Source organism: Streptococcus parasanguinis, from assembly GCF_964238605.1.
GTDB lineage: Bacteria > Bacillota > Bacilli > Lactobacillales > Streptococcaceae > Streptococcus > Streptococcus parasanguinis_AJ.
Window position 1 is genome coordinate 38,666 of record NZ_CAXSMM010000001.1, and the last position, 14,638, is coordinate 53,303.

Consider the following 14,638-nt stretch of genomic DNA (forward strand, 5'->3'; position numbering starts at 1 on the left):
CTTGAATCTCAAAGTAAAATCCGGTATGATAGTAGTAATTGTTTTTATGGATGAAGAAAAAACTATTTTTAAGGGAGAATAAGATGACAAAAGAAGATTATTTGCAAATGAAGAAGGAATTTAAAATTAGATTTACAATTATTATCGTCCTAGGTATAATTGCTAGTGTATTTTATATTCAGATATTGCTTAGCCACTCTCGTGAAGTGCCCTTTTTTATAACCTGTCTTGGAACTCTCACCTTCATCAATCAGTCATTGATTGCACCTGTCTTTTATGAGAAAAAAGCAGCTGAGAAGGAACATCCAGAATGGAAGAATTTATCAACAAAAGGAGTAGAAATTCCTCAGGAAGAAATTCAAAAACGAAATGGGATATCGATTCTATCTTTCATCATTGTAATTATTGGTTTCTTCATGTTCTATCGTCCTCTTCCGACAACAGACGCAGGAACTGAAGTGATCAAAACCTATCGCGAGATCCAGTCTGTGCCAGAAAATTCAACAGAAAAAAGATCTAGCACAGTCTCTAATTTAACTCCGAAAGACGTTCAAACCTTGCAAGAATTGAAAGAAGAAATCGAATCCAATGCCCCATCAGATTCAAATTCACTGGATCTTAATAAAGCAAAAGATCTTGCAGAAAAAGCACAGCAACAGAATTGGTTGAAAAGAGGAGAGTAAGATGACTTTTCAAGTGGTTTGAATTCAACTAGTTTATGTGAAAGGGTAAAAAACAAATGACAGTAACAACATTCTGGCTTAGTTTGGGAATCTTGACCCTTGTTTTCTTGATCATGCTGCTTATCTTTTACACCTTGTATCGCCGTGAAATAAAAGTGAAAACAGAATCAACCGCAAAAGTTCTGGGAGAAGTAGTTGCTTTTGATTCCAAAAATCAACTGCTTATTTCTCTGCCTGTGGTGGAGTATCAAGTCGAGGGTGAAAGATACCAAAAGACCTTTACCTACGCTTATTTCAGAGAGACTTCTTCTAAGTCAAGACAAACCAATGTTTTCGATAGAACCTATGTTCTTGGGGCAGGTAAAAATCTGGATTTGCGGATGATATTCCCAATTGGGTTTCCTATGACAGTCTTTTATAATCCAGTCGACCCACAGATTGGTTTTGTCGAACGGTATGCCGGCTTAGTCGGTTTCTATAAAATCGGAATGACTCTAACGGTTGGAATTTATCTTGGGTTAGTATGCATTCTAGCTTTGTTAGGTTGAATTGTTCGGACCCATCTTAAATAAAAAGCACATTCATATATATTTGGTTGAATGAGAGGATTTTCAATGCTCACAAAAGGAACATGTTTTAATATCAGTTTGAATGGGAAAAGGCCTCTCTGGGGCTACTTTTTGTTGGTAACAGATCAAGGGGAAGAATTTATTATCAAACGCAATAGTAAAATCCCTTTCGACAGATACCGAAAAGTGTACCAGACCAGTTATTCGTTTAAAGATCAAATTTTTTTCAAAGAAAGCACCAGCAAATGTTTCTTCTTTGATTGGTGTTCCATTAGGTTTATTATTAGCAAGGACATATAGAAAGATCCTTCCCATGGATCTTTTCTTTGGGAAAGCAAATCTTGATTTGAATGTTAGAGAAGGAGCGATAAATGTCCTTTTGTTTCTCTTTGCAGTTATGATCACTTTATGGTTGGTCACTATTGCCAGATATGTGCAGTTGAAATGGTTTGTTGAAAAAATGGAGCAGAACTAGCATTAGTTGGTCAGATAAAGCCTACAGAGTATCTTCAAAAAACAGCAAATGGAACCGAGGTGTGGTGAATGCGAAAAATGAGAAAACGTCAATTGTTTGCCCTGATTTGTTTAAGCATGATAGTCCTGTTTTTAGCATATTTTGTTCAAATGCGCTTGTTTTTGGGATTGATTTTATATTTGTTGGTCGTTCTCTTTTATAGGGGCCTTGAATTCACAGAGCCTCGGGAAATAGAGTTTGATTTTAAGGATGATCGAAAATAACAATGATATTTCCCTGAACTGAATGATTTCGTACCACCCCATAACAGCAGAAATGCTGTTTTTTTGATATAATGAACCTATGTTATCGAAAAGTAAACGTATTCTATTTGGGATGCTTCATGTTGTCATGTTGCTAGTGATGGTCCACTGGTTCTTGATCAGTGTGACCTATCTGAGAGAGATTTCATGGCTAGCCATTTTAGGTGCTGGATTGCTATTTCTGCTAGCCTGGCTGAAACGCGATGGGCTAAAGAGTGCCTTTGCTTGGTTGACCCGGCATAAAAAAGGCTTCTTGTATGGAGCAGTTGTCTTTCAGTTGATTGTTATGGTCTGTGCGGAGCTCTTTATCCGTCGGGATGCTGCGGTTGTTTTCAAAGGGGCTTTTGATCTTCTTAAGCAATCCTCTATCACCAACTACCTCAGTCGCAATCCCAATAACATTCCGCTCTTTCTTTACGAGAAGTTTTTCTATGTCTTATTTGGCTCTAGCGGTCTGTGGGTCATGCAGGCTCTCAATATCCTCTATGTCAATCTGGGTGCAGTCCTCTTGTACAAGCTGTCCCAGAAGCATTTCAATCAAAAAACGGCTGATCTAGTCTATCTCTTCTATGTGAGCTTGATCTGTTACTCGCCGTATTTCTATTCCATGTACACGGACATTCCGCCGCTTCCTTTGATCGCTCTTCAGTTATGGTGGGCCTTGGATCTCTTGAAGGAAGACCAAGCAAGCATCTCTTGGAAGAAGATAGTTGGCTTGGGCATCTTATCTGGCCTATCCATGTTGATCCGTCCAACGACCATTATTGTCATGATTGCCTTTTGGGCTGTACTCTTCTTCAGAGGAAATTGGAAGGCCTTTGGCAAGATTGCTACGGTGACCGTGATTATGACGGGATTTGTCTTTGCAGGATTGAATACAGCGGTTAATCATCAAAGAGTTGTGCCGATCTTGAAACAAGAAGGGCTGGCTAAAGGACCACTCTTGTTTATCAATCTGGGCTTGACAGATATGGGGCACAACCAAGAAGATATGAAAGAAGGCTTGCTAGCCTATATTGATGAGGATAAGCGATCGGATTACAACAATGGCCTCTTTAAAAAAGAAAATGTGATCAAAGAAATCAAGCGCCGTCTCAAGGAGTACGGACCGTTCGGTTTGATCGGGCATATCTACTACAAGCAATCCTTGACGGTAGCAGAAGGAACCCTGGGCTGGCTCTACCGAGATGTAGAGTATGAGAAGACGCCTTTTATCAATCCTCTCTATGCACCCCTGACTAAAAATAATGGTCTTGCAAAATGGGTGCGGACCTATTTCCTTAGTATTGATCGCCCGCAGTACAGGTATTATGAATTTGTCAAGCAGCTGATCTGGATCGTCCTATCAGCTGGTTTGGTTGGAGCTTATCTCAAACGTCGAGATACAGATGACTTTAACTTCCTTTCCTTAGCGGTTTTTGGTGGCTTGCTCTTCTTAACCATCTTTGAAGGAGGGAAGACCCGCTACCTCATCCAATTCTTACCGCAAATTTTACTAGTCGCTTCGATCGGTCTAGCAGGATTTACCAAGAAAGAAAATACCTAAAAGCTCTGGCTTGTTTGACAGGCAGAAATTGAGGTTGGATAAAAATGTCCAGCCTCTTTTTTATCCAGTGGATCTGCGCCAAATGTGGTATAATGGAAGGTAAGAATTTATTGGATAGCGGAGAGTTTCCATGCAGCATTCACCCTGGCATGAAGCCATCAAATCCCATCTTCCAGAAGGGTATTTTCACCAGATCAATGACTTTATGAATGAAGTCTACAGCAAAGGAGTGGTTTATCCACCGCGTGACAAGGTCTTTAAGGCCTTGCAGACGACAGGGATGGATCAGGTCAAGGTCTTGATCTTAGGCCAAGATCCCTACCATGGACCGGATCAAGCGCAGGGCTTAAGTTTTTCTGTTCCGGATCATGTACCAGCGCCGCCTTCTTTGCAAAATATTCTTAAAGAATTGCGCTCAGATATCGGAGAGAAGCGTTCCCATGATCTGACTTCTTGGGCAGAGCAAGGAGTGCTCTTACTCAATGCCTGTTTGACAGTGCCAGCTGGTCAGGCCAATGGTCATGCAGGACAAATTTGGGAGCCTTTCACAGATGCTGTGATCAAGGTGGTCAATGAGTTGGAGGAGCCTGTTGTCTTTATCCTCTGGGGATCTTATGCCCGTAAGAAAAAGCCGCTGATTACCCACGATCGACATTTGGTCCTTGAATCAGCTCACCCAAGTCCTTTATCGGCCTACCGAGGATTCTTTGGTTCCCAACCCTTTTCAAAAACCAATCAATTTTTGACAGAGGCGGGACGCGAGCCGATTGATTGGTTAAGATAGGAGAAAGAAATGCCACAATTAGCTACGATTTGTTACATTGACAATGGGAAAGAATTTCTCATGTTGCATCGAAATAAAAAGCCCAATGATGTCCATGAAGGTAAATGGATCGGAGTTGGTGGAAAATTAGAACGCGGGGAAACCCCACAGGAGTGTGCAGCGCGTGAGATTTTTGAGGAGACGGGCCTTAGAGCCAAGCCAGTTTTGAAAGGGATCATTACCTTTCCGGAGTTTACTCCAGATTTGGACTGGTATACCTATGTCTTCAAGGTAACAGATTTTGAGGGAGAACTGATCGAGTGTAACGAAGGGACCTTGGAGTGGGTACCTTATGATCAAGTCCTCTCAAAACCAACCTGGGAAGGGGACCACACCTTTGTCGAGTGGTTGTTGGAGGATAAACCCTTCTTTTCTGCAATGTTTCGCTATGACGGCGACCGTTTGTTAGAGTCGCATGTTGATTTTTATGAATAAAGGAGAATGCAATGGTTGTCATTAAATATGGTCGCGTAATGGATCCCAAAACTGGCTTGGATCAAGTCTGTGATCTTCGCATTGAAGGAAAGAAAATTGTAGAGATCGCTGAAAACCTCCCAACGGATGGACAAGAAGTCCTTGATGCTACTGGTCTGGTTGTAGCTCCTGGATTGATCGATGTACACGTGCATTTTCGTGAACCCGGTCAAACCCATAAAGAAGACATCCATACGGGTGCCTTAGCCGCAGCTGCTGGTGGTTTTACCCGAGTGGTTATGATGGCCAATACCAATCCGACCATTTCAGATATTACGACCTTAGAGGAAGTCTTAGCTTCTGCAGCCAAGGAAAATCTCCACATTCATACGGTAGCGACAGTGACTAAGAACTTTGACGGTCAACACCTGACAGATTTTGAAGGACTGCTTAAGGCTGGTGCAGTAGGATTTTCAGATGACGGGATTCCTCTTCAAAGCACTAAGGTTGTCCGCCAAGCCTTGGAAGAAGCTAAGCGCCTAGGAACCTTTATTAGTCTGCATGAAGAAGACCCTGAGTTGAATGGCATTCTTGGTTTGAATGAAAACATTGCCAAGGAACACTTCCATGTCTGTGGGGCGACGGGTGTAGCCGAATATTCAATGGCTGCGCGGGATGCCATGATTGCCCATGCGACAGGTGCTCACCTCCATATCCAACACCTTTCCAAGGAAGAAAGTGTCAAGGTGGTGGAATTTGCCCAAGGATTAGGAGCTCATGTAACGGCAGAAGTGGCACCTCAACACTTTTCGAAAACAGAAAGTCTGCTCTTGACTAAGGGAAGCAATGCCAAGATGAACCCACCTCTTCGCTTGGAATCTGACCGTCTAGCAGTGATTGAAGGCTTGAAGTCAGGCGTTATCTCCGTGATTGCGACTGACCACGCGCCTCACCATGCGGATGAGAAGAATGTTCCTGATATTACCAAAGCACCATCTGGAATGACTGGGCTTGAAACTTCGCTTTCTCTTGGTTTGACCTACTTGGTGCATGCTGGCCATTTAAGCCTGATGCAATTGCTTGAAAAGATGTCCTATAATCCAGCACGTCTCTATGATTTTGATGCTGGCTATATCGCAGTGGATGGACCGGCAGATTTGACCATCTTTGATCCAGAAGCAGATCGTCTGGTATCGGATCATTTCGCTTCAAAAGCGGGCAATTCACCATTTGTGGGTGAAACATTAAAAGGAAAAGTTGCTTATACAATCTGTGATGGACAAGTGATTTTTCAAGGATAAGCGATCGTATTCATATGAATCTTAAAAAAATGATACAAGGCTTGGTTTTCTTTTTAACCAGCCTTCTTGTCTTTGTCTTTCTATTTCGTGCTCTGCTACCAACTGCGTCCCCTCGCATGACCAAGCCCAAAACGGCTGAGAAAGAAATCACCTATACTTATGTAGCTCTAGGTGATTCACTGACCGAAGGAGTAGGGGATAGCACCAAGCAAGGGGGCTTTGTGCCCATCCTCGCCCAAAGTCTGTCCAATGAAAATGATGGCCAGTACCAACCTGTCAACTATGGAGTAGCTGGGAATACAAGTGCTCAGATCTTAGATCGACTCAAGAAGCAAACAGATCTTCAGAAGGATCTCAAAAAGGCGCGTGTCATGACCTTAACGGTTGGGGGAAATGATCTGCGCAAAGTCGTTGTTGATCATTTGAGTGATTTTTCTCTATCAGATATCCAAAAACCGCTCAAGAATTATACAGCGAACCTCAAAGAAATTATTACAAAGGCCAGAAAGGACAATCCCCAACTTCCTATTTATGTAGTGGGGATCTACAATCCTCTTTACCTGAATTTTCCTGAATTAACTAGTATCCAGACGGCTGTAGATCGTTGGAATGAGACGACAGAAGAAACCATCGCGCAATTTGATCAGGTCTATTTCGTTCCGATCAATGATCTACTCTATAAAGGAATTGATGGCCAAATGGGCGTATCAGAAATCAGTGACGGGAAGACAACCGTTATCAATGATGCCCTGTATGAAGAGGATAGTTTCCACCCTAACAATACGGGCTATGAAAAGATGAAACAAGCAATATTGGAGAAAATCAATGCCACGAAGAAAACTTGGAGTCAAAAATAATCCCATCAAAGAGAAGGTCCCCTTCCTTCAAAAAATCAATATTTGGAAATGGTTATTTTTAGGTTTGGTCAGTCTTCTCTTAGCCTTCGCTATAGTTGTGCAAGGACGCTTAGCGATGCCAAGAGAAGATGTTAGTCAGCTTCATCAAGCAGTTGGAACCAAAGATGTCAAAGTTGGAACCATGACAACGACTCGGGATCAACTCAATGATACTATCAAATCGCTACTGAAAAAATATAAGCTGTCCGACTACAAGGTCTATGCGGACAATCAGCAAATCCTATTAGAAGGACAGTTGAGTCTCTTGGGGAAGGATTATCCCTTATACATTTACTTTCAACCATCCAAATTGGAAAATGGGAACATTCTCTTGACGGTGAAGGATTTTTCAGTTGGAACCTTTCAAATTCCACAAAGGATGATCTTGCAGCTCTTGAGTAAAAATAAAAATATCCCAAAATTTGTTCAGATCTCACCCAAGCAGTCTACCATCACCATTGTATTGCCAGAAATTGACAATGACTTTGGAATCTATGTTAAGGCCAATACCATTGATCTCTATAATGACAAGATCGTTTTTGATTTGTATCAGAAGAAGTAGAGCGAAAGCTCTATTTTGTTTCTATTCAAAAAATTCAGAATATTACAGAAAATTCTTGACATTGCTTTTTCCCTATGCTAAAATACTAAACAAGACATTGAACAAAGGAGAAAGTCAAACATGAAAACAGCTAAGTTTATTCAATTTGCTTTGTTGTTGAGGTACAAGGGCTAGTGCAGAAGCATTAGTCCTGTTTGGCTTACCAAGCGGGCAAAAACATCTCGCTTGGTTAACCGAGTGAGATGTTTTTCTTTATATCCACTACATAGAAATGAGGAGACCCTATGCGTAAAGTTGAATTTTTAGATACCAGCCTTCGGGATGGCGAACAGACTCCAGGAGTTAATTTCTCTATCAAAGAAAAGATTGCCATTGCTAAACAATTGGAAAAGTGGGGCATTTCTGCTATTGAAGCAGGTTTTCCTGCAGCTAGTCCTGATTCCTTCACAGCTGTTCAAGAGATTGCCAAGGTCTTGACCAAGACAGCCGTGACAGGTTTGGCCCGTTCTGTCAAATCAGATATTGATGCTTGTTATGAAGCCTTGAAGGATGCTAAGTATCCACAAATTCACGTCTTTATCGCAACCAGTCCGATTCACCGGGAGTTTAAACTCAACAAGACAAAGGAAGAAATCCTTGAAGCGATCAAAGAGCACGTCTCTTACGCTCGCTCAAAATTTGAGATTGTGGAATTCTCACCAGAAGATGCGACCCGGACAGAATTGGATTTCCTCTTGCAAGTCGTACAGACTGCAGTTGATGCTGGTGCTAGCTACATCAACATTCCTGATACAGTCGGTTTCACGACACCAGCGGAGTACGGTGCCATTTTCAAATACTTGATTGACCATGTCAAGACAGATCGCGAGATTATCTATTCACCTCATTGCCATGATGACCTAGGTATGGCGGTGGCGAATAGCCTCGCTGCTGTTAAAAATGGTGCCCGTCGTGTCGAAGGAACCATTAATGGCATCGGTGAACGGGCCGGCAATGCGGCGCTTGAAGAAGTAGCGGTTGCTCTCAATATCCGTGAAGACTATTTCCAAGTTGAAAGTCCGATTGTCCTAAATGAAACCATCAACACTTCTGAGTTGGTTTCTCGTTACTCTGGTATTCCAATTCCTAAAAACAAGGCGGTTGTTGGTGGCAATGCCTTCTCACACGAGTCTGGGATTCACCAAGACGGAGTTCTTAAAAATCCTCTTACCTACGAAATCATTACGCCTGAGTTGGTTGGTGTTAAGAGCAATAGTCTCCCTCTTGGAAAATTGTCTGGTCGCCATGCCTTTGTCGAAAAACTGCATGAGTTGGGACTGGATTTCACAGAAGAGGACATCAAGCCATTGTTTGCTAAGTTCAAATCTCTGGCAGACAAGAAACACGAAATCACAGATGCCGATATCCGCGCCCTTGTTGCCGGTACAGCAGTGGAAAATCCAGAAGGATTCCAATTTAACGATCTCCGCTTGACAACCAACGCAGACGAAACGATTACAGCAGCGGTTAGCCTCAGCAATGAAGAAGGGGAAGTGCTTGAATTCCTTGCCAATGGTCAAGGGTCAGTTGAAGCGATCTTTAATGCGATTGATAAATTCTTCAACCAAACTGTTCGCTTGACATCTTATAATATCGATGCAGTGACTGATGGGATCGATGCCCAAGCCCGTGTCTTGGTATCCGTGGAAAATGTCGATTCAGATACGATTTTCAATGCCTCTGGTTTGGACTTTGACGTATTGAAAGCCTCTGCCATTGCTTATATCAATGCCAACACGCTGGTTCAAAAAGAGAATGCGGGTGAGATGGGACGAGCTGTCTCCTACCGTGATCTTCCACAAGCCTAAGAGGAAATAAACATGACAAAGAAAATTGTAACACTTGCAGGAGATGGGATTGGCCCTGAGATCATGGCAGCTGGACTAGAGGTCCTCGCAGCCGTTGCTCCCAAAATTGGCTTTGATTATAGTCTAGAAGACAAACCTTTTGGGGGTGCTGGAATTGATGCCGCTGGCCACCCACTTCCCCAAGATACTCTAAAAGCAGCTAAAGGAGCGGATGCTATTCTTCTCGCAGCCATCGGGAGTCCTGAATATGACAATGCTCCTGTTCGTCCAGAACAAGGCCTGCTCGCTATTCGTAAGGAATTAAATCTCTTTGCCAATATTCGTCCTGTACGGATTTTTGACGCCTTGAAACACTTGTCTCCTTTGAAACCAGAGCGTATCGAGGGTGTCGACTTTGTGGTCGTGCGTGAATTGACAGGTGGGATTTACTTTGGAGAGCATATCTTGAAAGAAGATACAGCACGCGATATCAATGATTACAGTGCAGAAGAAATCCGTCGGATTATGCGCCAAGCCTTCAAGATCGCGCAAGGACGTGGTAAGAAAGTGACCAGTATCGATAAGCAAAATGTCCTTGCAACTTCTAAATTGTGGCGCCAAGTGGCAGAAGAAGTTGCCAAAGAATTTCCAGATGTGACTTTAGAGCACCAGCTTGTCGATAGTGCGGCCATGATCATGATTACCAATCCAGCCCGCTTTGATGTTGTAGTGACAGAAAATCTATTCGGAGATATCTTATCTGACGAATCCAGCGTCCTTCCTGGAACACTAGGTGTGATGCCATCTGCCAGTCATTCTGACCAAGGACCAAGTATGTACGAACCGATTCATGGTTCAGCACCTGATATTGCTGGTCAAGGCGTTGCCAATCCGATTTCCATGATCCTGTCTGTTGCCATGATGCTCCGAGATAGTTTTGGAGAAACAGCAGGTGCAGAAATGATCGAAGAAGCCGTCAATCAAACCTTGAATCAAGGAATCTTGACACGTGATCTAGGTGGTCAGGCTTCGACTGCAGAGATGACTGCAGCCATTATTGGGAATCTCTAAGATGACTTGGAGAGATCGCTGTTTAGTTCTTATTGCTATTTGGAATAGTATCGTATTTCTGACCTATGGTTTAGATAAACGAAAAGCTATCCAAAGCAGGTGGCGGATTCCTGAAAAGGTCCTGTTACTCGAGAGCTGGCTGCTTGGTGGATTCGGAGCTCTACTAGGTGGATATCTCTTTCACCACAAGGTGCGGAAATGGTATTTTCAAGTTACTTGGTGGGGCAGTAGCCTTCTTTTAGCAGGTGCCCTCTTTCTAATCCTTCAATGGATTTCCTAACAAGAAGATAAATGGAGAAAGACGATGAGTGGAAAATCTATCTTTGATAAACTTTGGGACCGCCACTTGATTACAGGAGTGGAAGGGCAACCCCAACTCATGTATGTGGACCAACACTATATCCACGAAGTGACGAGTCCGCAAGCCTTTCAAGGATTACGGGATGCAGGACGTAAGGTCCGACGACCTGATTTAACCTTTGGAACCTTTGATCACAATGTTCCAACGGTCAATATTTTTGATATTCGAGATGTGATTTCAAAAGCCCAGATTGATAAATTAGCTGAGAATGTGGTGGACTTTGGGATTGATCATGCTGCCCATGGTTCTGCCAAGCAAGGAATCGTTCATATGGTGGGCCCTGAAACCGGTCGGACCCAGCCTGGAAAATTTATTGTCTGTGGAGACAGCCACACCGCCACCCACGGAGCCTTTGGTGCCATAGCCTTTGGGATTGGAACCAGTGAAGTGGAGCATGTCTTTGCCACCCAAACCATCTGGCAAGTCAAACCAAAGAAAATGTTGGTTGAATTCACTGGAACCCCACAAAAAGGGATCTATTCAAAGGATTACATCCTAGCTTTGATAGCGCGCTACGGTGTTGCTTGTGGAGTTGGCTATGTCGTAGAGTATCGGGGAGAAGCAATTGATCGCTTGACCATGGAAGAACGCATGACCATCTGCAACATGTCGATCGAGTTCGGATCCAAAATGGGGATCATGAATCCTGATGAGACGACCTTTGACTACCTCCGAGGACGTGAATGTGTGCCAGATGATTTTGAGGCCGCAGTAGCTGATTGGAAGACTCTGGTTAGTGATGACGATGCCGTTTATGATAAGGTCATCCGTATGGATGTATCTGATCTTGCTCCGATGGTGACTTGGGGAACCAACCCTTCAATGGGAGTGGACTTTGAGACTCCGTTTCCAGAGATACGAGACATGAATGATGAACGGGCTTATCATTATATGGATCTCGAACCTGGCCAAAAACCAGCAGACATTGAATTAGGCTATATCTTTATCGGTTCTTGTACCAATGCGCGTCTCAGCGATTTGGAGTTGGCAGCCAAGTTTGTGAAAGGCAAAAAAATTGCGCCCAACTTAACTGCTATTGTGGTACCTGGCTCTCGTCCGGTTAAGCAAGCCGCCGAAAAATTAGGCTTAGACAAGATCTTTATGGATGCGGGCTTTGAATGGCGTGATCCAGGATGCTCTATGTGTCTAGGAATGAACCCAGACAAGGTTCCAGATGGGGTCCATTGTGCCTCTACTAGCAACCGGAACTTTGAAGACCGCCAAGGATTTGGGGCTAAAACCCATCTCTGTAGCCCAGCAATGGCCGCTGCAGCAGCAATCGCCGGTCGCTTTGTCGATGTGCGGCAAATGCCGGAAGTCGAGTAAAAGGAGGAAGCATGGAGAAATTTACCATTTATACAGGAACAACAGTTCCTTTGATGAACGATAATATTGATACCGACCAAATCCTCCCCAAGCAATTCTTAAAGTTGATTGATAAAAAAGGTTTTGGGAAATACCTCATGTATGCTTGGCGCTATTTGGATGACCAGTATACTGAGGATCCAGATTTTATCTTTAACAAGCCAGAATACCGCAAGGCAACCATTTTGATCACTGGTGACAATTTTGGGGCTGGTTCCTCTCGGGAGCACGCAGCCTGGGCTTTAGCTGATTATGGCTTTAAAGTCGTTATCGCTGGATCTTTCGGAGATATCCATTACAATAATGAGCTTAATAATGGGATGCTGCCGATTGTCCAACCACTAGAGGTTCGTCAAAAATTGGCAAGTTTGAAGCCGGCAGATCCAGTGACGGTGGATTTGGAAGAGCAGAAGATCATCTCGCCTGTTGGAGAGTTTCGCTTTGAGATCGATCAAGATTGGAAACACAAATTGCTCAACGGCTTGGATGATATCGGGATTACGCTTCAGTACGAAGACTTGATTGCAGCTTATGAGAAGAACCGGCCAGCTTACTGGCAATGATAAAATTGTATACTGAATTACGAATTTTCTGAAAATATATTGAATTTGAGACTATTTTTTGATACAATACTAAAAAGAATGGAAAAGGAAAGAGACTTATGACAAAACACATTCAATGGGACGGACAACTTTCACAAGAAGGATTTGACATTCTTAAAGGAGAGGGTGGCTGTATCGTTTGCCCTACCAAAGTTGGCTACATCATCATGACCAGTGACAAGGCTGGCTTGGAACGTAAATTCGAAGCCAAAGAACGCAACCGCAACAAACCAGGTGTGGTTCTCTGCGGAAGTATGGATGAACTTCGTGCCCTTGCACAATTGAATCCTGAAATCGAAGCCTTCTACCAAAAACATTGGGATGAAGATATCTTGCTTGGTTGTATCCTTCCTTGGCGTGAAGATGCCTATGCAAAATTGCAAGCTTTCGGAGATGGACGTGAAGAACTCATGACAGACGTTCGTGGAACTTCATGTTTTGTCATCAAATTTGGTAAAGCTGGTGAGCAAATCGCCAAAGAAATGTGGGAAAAAGAAGGCAAGATGGTTTACGCTTCTTCAGCCAACCCTTCCGGTAAAGGAAACCGCGGGAAGGTCGAAGGAATTGGTGAGCGCATCGAAGGTGCCGTGGACTTGGTCATCGAAGCAGATGATTATGTAGCTTCTATCCAACCAGACAAGACCATTGAAACTCGCTATGAACAAGGTGTGATGGTCTCTATGGTTGATGCCGAAGGAAAACTGATTCCAGAACAAGGAGCAGGTAGCCGTTCTGTCAATACTTGTCCAGTTGTGATCCGTAAAGGATTGGATATCGATAAGATCATGATGCACTTATCTGATCATTTCAACTCTTGGAACTACCGCCAAGGGGAATACTATTAAGAAACAGAAAAAAGCATTCCATTTGGGATGCTTTTTTTGTGAAAGGATAAAAGATGGTATAATAAAGTCAAACGATGTTCCAATAGAAGAGGAGTTAGTATGGTCTCCAGAAAAGCATTTATCGATAAAGCCAATCAGGAATGTTTTTCCTTCAACATCCAAATCCCATGGTGGACGTACAATAACTTCAAGTCATTGGTTCGAAGAAAAAGGCTCTCTGAGGAGCAACTCTATCAGATCTTTCTTTTACTTTGTAGAGAGGTAGAAGACCGGCAAATGCAAGCTGTAGTGAATAAGAGGAAGTATCAGACCGGATTTTATGTAGCTGCATGCAATGGCCGCGAGTTCCGCTTTGAGTTTGCTTTCAAAAAGAATCAAGAACTAAGAGTTTATAATCTATTTGAGACAGTCAATGGTCGTAAGAAACTCACCCTGATGGACCTGCTTGATTACATTATGGATTGACGATGTATAGAAACAATAAGGGTTCACTACAGATTGACAAAAGAAAGAGTGGTTCTATGATTTCAAGAGATGCATTTTTAGAAAGAATCAATCAGGAGGGCTTCTCATTTAGCATTGAAATTCCTCGCAGAAGTTTTTCGGATTTTACATCATTAGTTCGGAGAAGAAGAATTTCAGAAGAGGATCTCTATCAGCTGTTTTATAACTATTGTCAGGAGCTAGAAAACTGTTTGAAAGAAGCAGGGGAGAAACGACGCTTGCTCTTCAATAAGTTTCCAGTTAGCCCCGTTCATGATAAATATAAAACGAAATTTGATACAGTGGCACCCAACGGACGCGAATTCCGCTTTGAGTTTGTATTTAGCAATGACAATCGTTTAAAAGTTTATCACATGATCGAAACTGTTAATGGTCGTAGGAAAAAAACACCTATGGAAATACTGATGGACCTAGTCGATGCTTTATAGTGGATGCCGATCTAAGAGAAATCTTATGAGATACCTATTTCTTCTTGATTCCATTGGGCCTAGTG

The 14,638-nt window shown here is 42.9% G+C and carries 16 protein-coding genes; all 16 read left to right on the forward strand.

Annotated features, from left to right (window positions below; genetic code table 11):
* Positions 1 to 83 precede the first annotated feature (83 nt).
* The 16 genes from ACESR9_RS00210 (at position 84) to ACESR9_RS00285 (ending at position 14,573) form a co-directional block, all read left to right on the forward strand.
* Positions 84 to 683, forward strand: a complete 600-nt coding sequence (locus ACESR9_RS00210) for a hypothetical protein (RefSeq protein WP_031575799.1) — start codon at positions 84 to 86, stop codon at positions 681 to 683.
* Between the two features lie 56 nt (positions 684 to 739).
* Positions 740 to 1,231 carry a DUF3592 domain-containing protein gene (locus ACESR9_RS00215; protein ID WP_031575802.1) on the forward strand — a complete coding sequence of 164 codons (492 nt, stop codon included), beginning with the start codon at positions 740 to 742 and terminating at the stop codon, positions 1,229 to 1,231.
* Positions 1,232 to 2,069: 838 nt separating this feature from the next.
* Positions 2,070 to 3,575, forward strand: a complete 1,506-nt coding sequence (locus tag ACESR9_RS00220; RefSeq protein WP_340280673.1) for a glycosyltransferase-like membrane protein — start codon at positions 2,070 to 2,072, stop codon at positions 3,573 to 3,575.
* 130 nt (positions 3,576 to 3,705) lie between these two features.
* Positions 3,706 to 4,359, forward strand: coding sequence for a uracil-DNA glycosylase (locus ACESR9_RS00225; protein WP_373104841.1), 654 nt, complete (start codon positions 3,706 to 3,708; stop codon positions 4,357 to 4,359).
* A 9-nt stretch (positions 4,360 to 4,368) separates the two neighbouring features.
* Entirely contained in the window at positions 4,369 to 4,833 is a 465-nt protein-coding gene (locus tag ACESR9_RS00230) for an NUDIX hydrolase (RefSeq protein ID WP_003003493.1), read from the forward strand.
* An 11-nt stretch (positions 4,834 to 4,844) separates the two neighbouring features.
* Complete coding sequence (locus tag ACESR9_RS00235) at positions 4,845 to 6,113, forward strand: dihydroorotase (protein ID WP_373104844.1); 1,269 nt, start codon at positions 4,845 to 4,847, stop codon at positions 6,111 to 6,113.
* A 14-nt stretch (positions 6,114 to 6,127) separates the two neighbouring features.
* The gene (locus ACESR9_RS00240; RefSeq protein ID WP_373104846.1) at positions 6,128 to 6,970 is read left to right on the forward strand and encodes an SGNH/GDSL hydrolase family protein; all 843 of its coding nucleotides are present in this window, start codon (positions 6,128 to 6,130) and stop codon (positions 6,968 to 6,970) included.
* On the forward strand, positions 6,939 to 7,571 hold the full coding sequence (locus ACESR9_RS00245; protein WP_373104848.1) for a YpmS family protein: 633 nt from the start codon (positions 6,939 to 6,941) through the stop codon (positions 7,569 to 7,571). The genes ACESR9_RS00240 and ACESR9_RS00245 overlap by 32 nt, the downstream gene beginning before the upstream one ends.
* A gap of 284 nt (positions 7,572 to 7,855) precedes the next feature.
* On the forward strand, positions 7,856 to 9,418 hold the full coding sequence (locus ACESR9_RS00250) for a 2-isopropylmalate synthase (RefSeq protein WP_373104850.1): 1,563 nt from the start codon (positions 7,856 to 7,858) through the stop codon (positions 9,416 to 9,418).
* Positions 9,419 to 9,430: 12 nt separating this feature from the next.
* Positions 9,431 to 10,468 carry a 3-isopropylmalate dehydrogenase gene (gene leuB, locus ACESR9_RS00255; RefSeq protein WP_373104852.1) on the forward strand — a complete coding sequence of 346 codons (1,038 nt, stop codon included), beginning with the start codon at positions 9,431 to 9,433 and terminating at the stop codon, positions 10,466 to 10,468.
* 1 nt (position 10,469) lies between these two features.
* On the forward strand, positions 10,470 to 10,748 hold the full coding sequence (locus tag ACESR9_RS00260; protein WP_373104853.1) for a DUF1294 domain-containing protein: 279 nt from the start codon (positions 10,470 to 10,472) through the stop codon (positions 10,746 to 10,748).
* Positions 10,749 to 10,772: 24 nt separating this feature from the next.
* Complete coding sequence (gene leuC / locus ACESR9_RS00265; RefSeq protein ID WP_373104855.1) at positions 10,773 to 12,155, forward strand: 3-isopropylmalate dehydratase large subunit; 1,383 nt, start codon at positions 10,773 to 10,775, stop codon at positions 12,153 to 12,155.
* An 11-nt stretch (positions 12,156 to 12,166) separates the two neighbouring features.
* Complete coding sequence (leuD, locus tag ACESR9_RS00270; RefSeq protein WP_251458204.1) at positions 12,167 to 12,757, forward strand: 3-isopropylmalate dehydratase small subunit; 591 nt, start codon at positions 12,167 to 12,169, stop codon at positions 12,755 to 12,757.
* A gap of 98 nt (positions 12,758 to 12,855) precedes the next feature.
* The gene (locus ACESR9_RS00275) at positions 12,856 to 13,641 is read left to right on the forward strand and encodes an L-threonylcarbamoyladenylate synthase (RefSeq protein WP_003003291.1); all 786 of its coding nucleotides are present in this window, start codon (positions 12,856 to 12,858) and stop codon (positions 13,639 to 13,641) included.
* 99 nt (positions 13,642 to 13,740) lie between these two features.
* Entirely contained in the window at positions 13,741 to 14,106 is a 366-nt protein-coding gene (locus ACESR9_RS00280) for a hypothetical protein (RefSeq protein ID WP_347112589.1), read from the forward strand.
* A 56-nt stretch (positions 14,107 to 14,162) separates the two neighbouring features.
* Positions 14,163 to 14,573 (forward strand): hypothetical protein, encoded by a 411-nt coding sequence (locus ACESR9_RS00285; protein WP_223141934.1) that lies wholly within the window; start codon positions 14,163 to 14,165, stop codon positions 14,571 to 14,573.
* Positions 14,574 to 14,638 lie beyond the last annotated feature (65 nt).

Bases quoted from the DNA above. Each gene is read 5' to 3' on its own strand.
- ACESR9_RS00210 (WP_031575799.1), top strand. From the start codon at position 84: ATGACAAAAGAAGATTATTTGCAAATGAAGAAGGAATTTAAAATTAGA.
- ACESR9_RS00215 (WP_031575802.1), top strand. From the start codon at position 740: ATGACAGTAACAACATTCTGGCTTAGTTTGGGAATCTTGACCCTTGTT.
- ACESR9_RS00220 (WP_340280673.1), top strand. From the start codon at position 2,070: ATGTTATCGAAAAGTAAACGTATTCTATTTGGGATGCTTCATGTTGTC.
- ACESR9_RS00225 (WP_373104841.1), top strand. From the start codon at position 3,706: ATGCAGCATTCACCCTGGCATGAAGCCATCAAATCCCATCTTCCAGAA.
- ACESR9_RS00230 (WP_003003493.1), top strand. From the start codon at position 4,369: ATGCCACAATTAGCTACGATTTGTTACATTGACAATGGGAAAGAATTT.
- ACESR9_RS00235 (WP_373104844.1), top strand. From the start codon at position 4,845: ATGGTTGTCATTAAATATGGTCGCGTAATGGATCCCAAAACTGGCTTG.
- ACESR9_RS00240 (WP_373104846.1), top strand. From the start codon at position 6,128: ATGAATCTTAAAAAAATGATACAAGGCTTGGTTTTCTTTTTAACCAGC.
- ACESR9_RS00245 (WP_373104848.1), top strand. From the start codon at position 6,939: ATGCCACGAAGAAAACTTGGAGTCAAAAATAATCCCATCAAAGAGAAG.
- ACESR9_RS00250 (WP_373104850.1), top strand. From the start codon at position 7,856: ATGCGTAAAGTTGAATTTTTAGATACCAGCCTTCGGGATGGCGAACAG.
- leuB (WP_373104852.1), top strand. From the start codon at position 9,431: ATGACAAAGAAAATTGTAACACTTGCAGGAGATGGGATTGGCCCTGAG.
- ACESR9_RS00260 (WP_373104853.1), top strand. From the start codon at position 10,470: ATGACTTGGAGAGATCGCTGTTTAGTTCTTATTGCTATTTGGAATAGT.
- leuC (WP_373104855.1), top strand. From the start codon at position 10,773: ATGAGTGGAAAATCTATCTTTGATAAACTTTGGGACCGCCACTTGATT.
- leuD (WP_251458204.1), top strand. From the start codon at position 12,167: ATGGAGAAATTTACCATTTATACAGGAACAACAGTTCCTTTGATGAAC.
- ACESR9_RS00275 (WP_003003291.1), top strand. From the start codon at position 12,856: ATGACAAAACACATTCAATGGGACGGACAACTTTCACAAGAAGGATTT.
- ACESR9_RS00280 (WP_347112589.1), top strand. From the start codon at position 13,741: ATGGTCTCCAGAAAAGCATTTATCGATAAAGCCAATCAGGAATGTTTT.
- ACESR9_RS00285 (WP_223141934.1), top strand. From the start codon at position 14,163: ATGATTTCAAGAGATGCATTTTTAGAAAGAATCAATCAGGAGGGCTTC.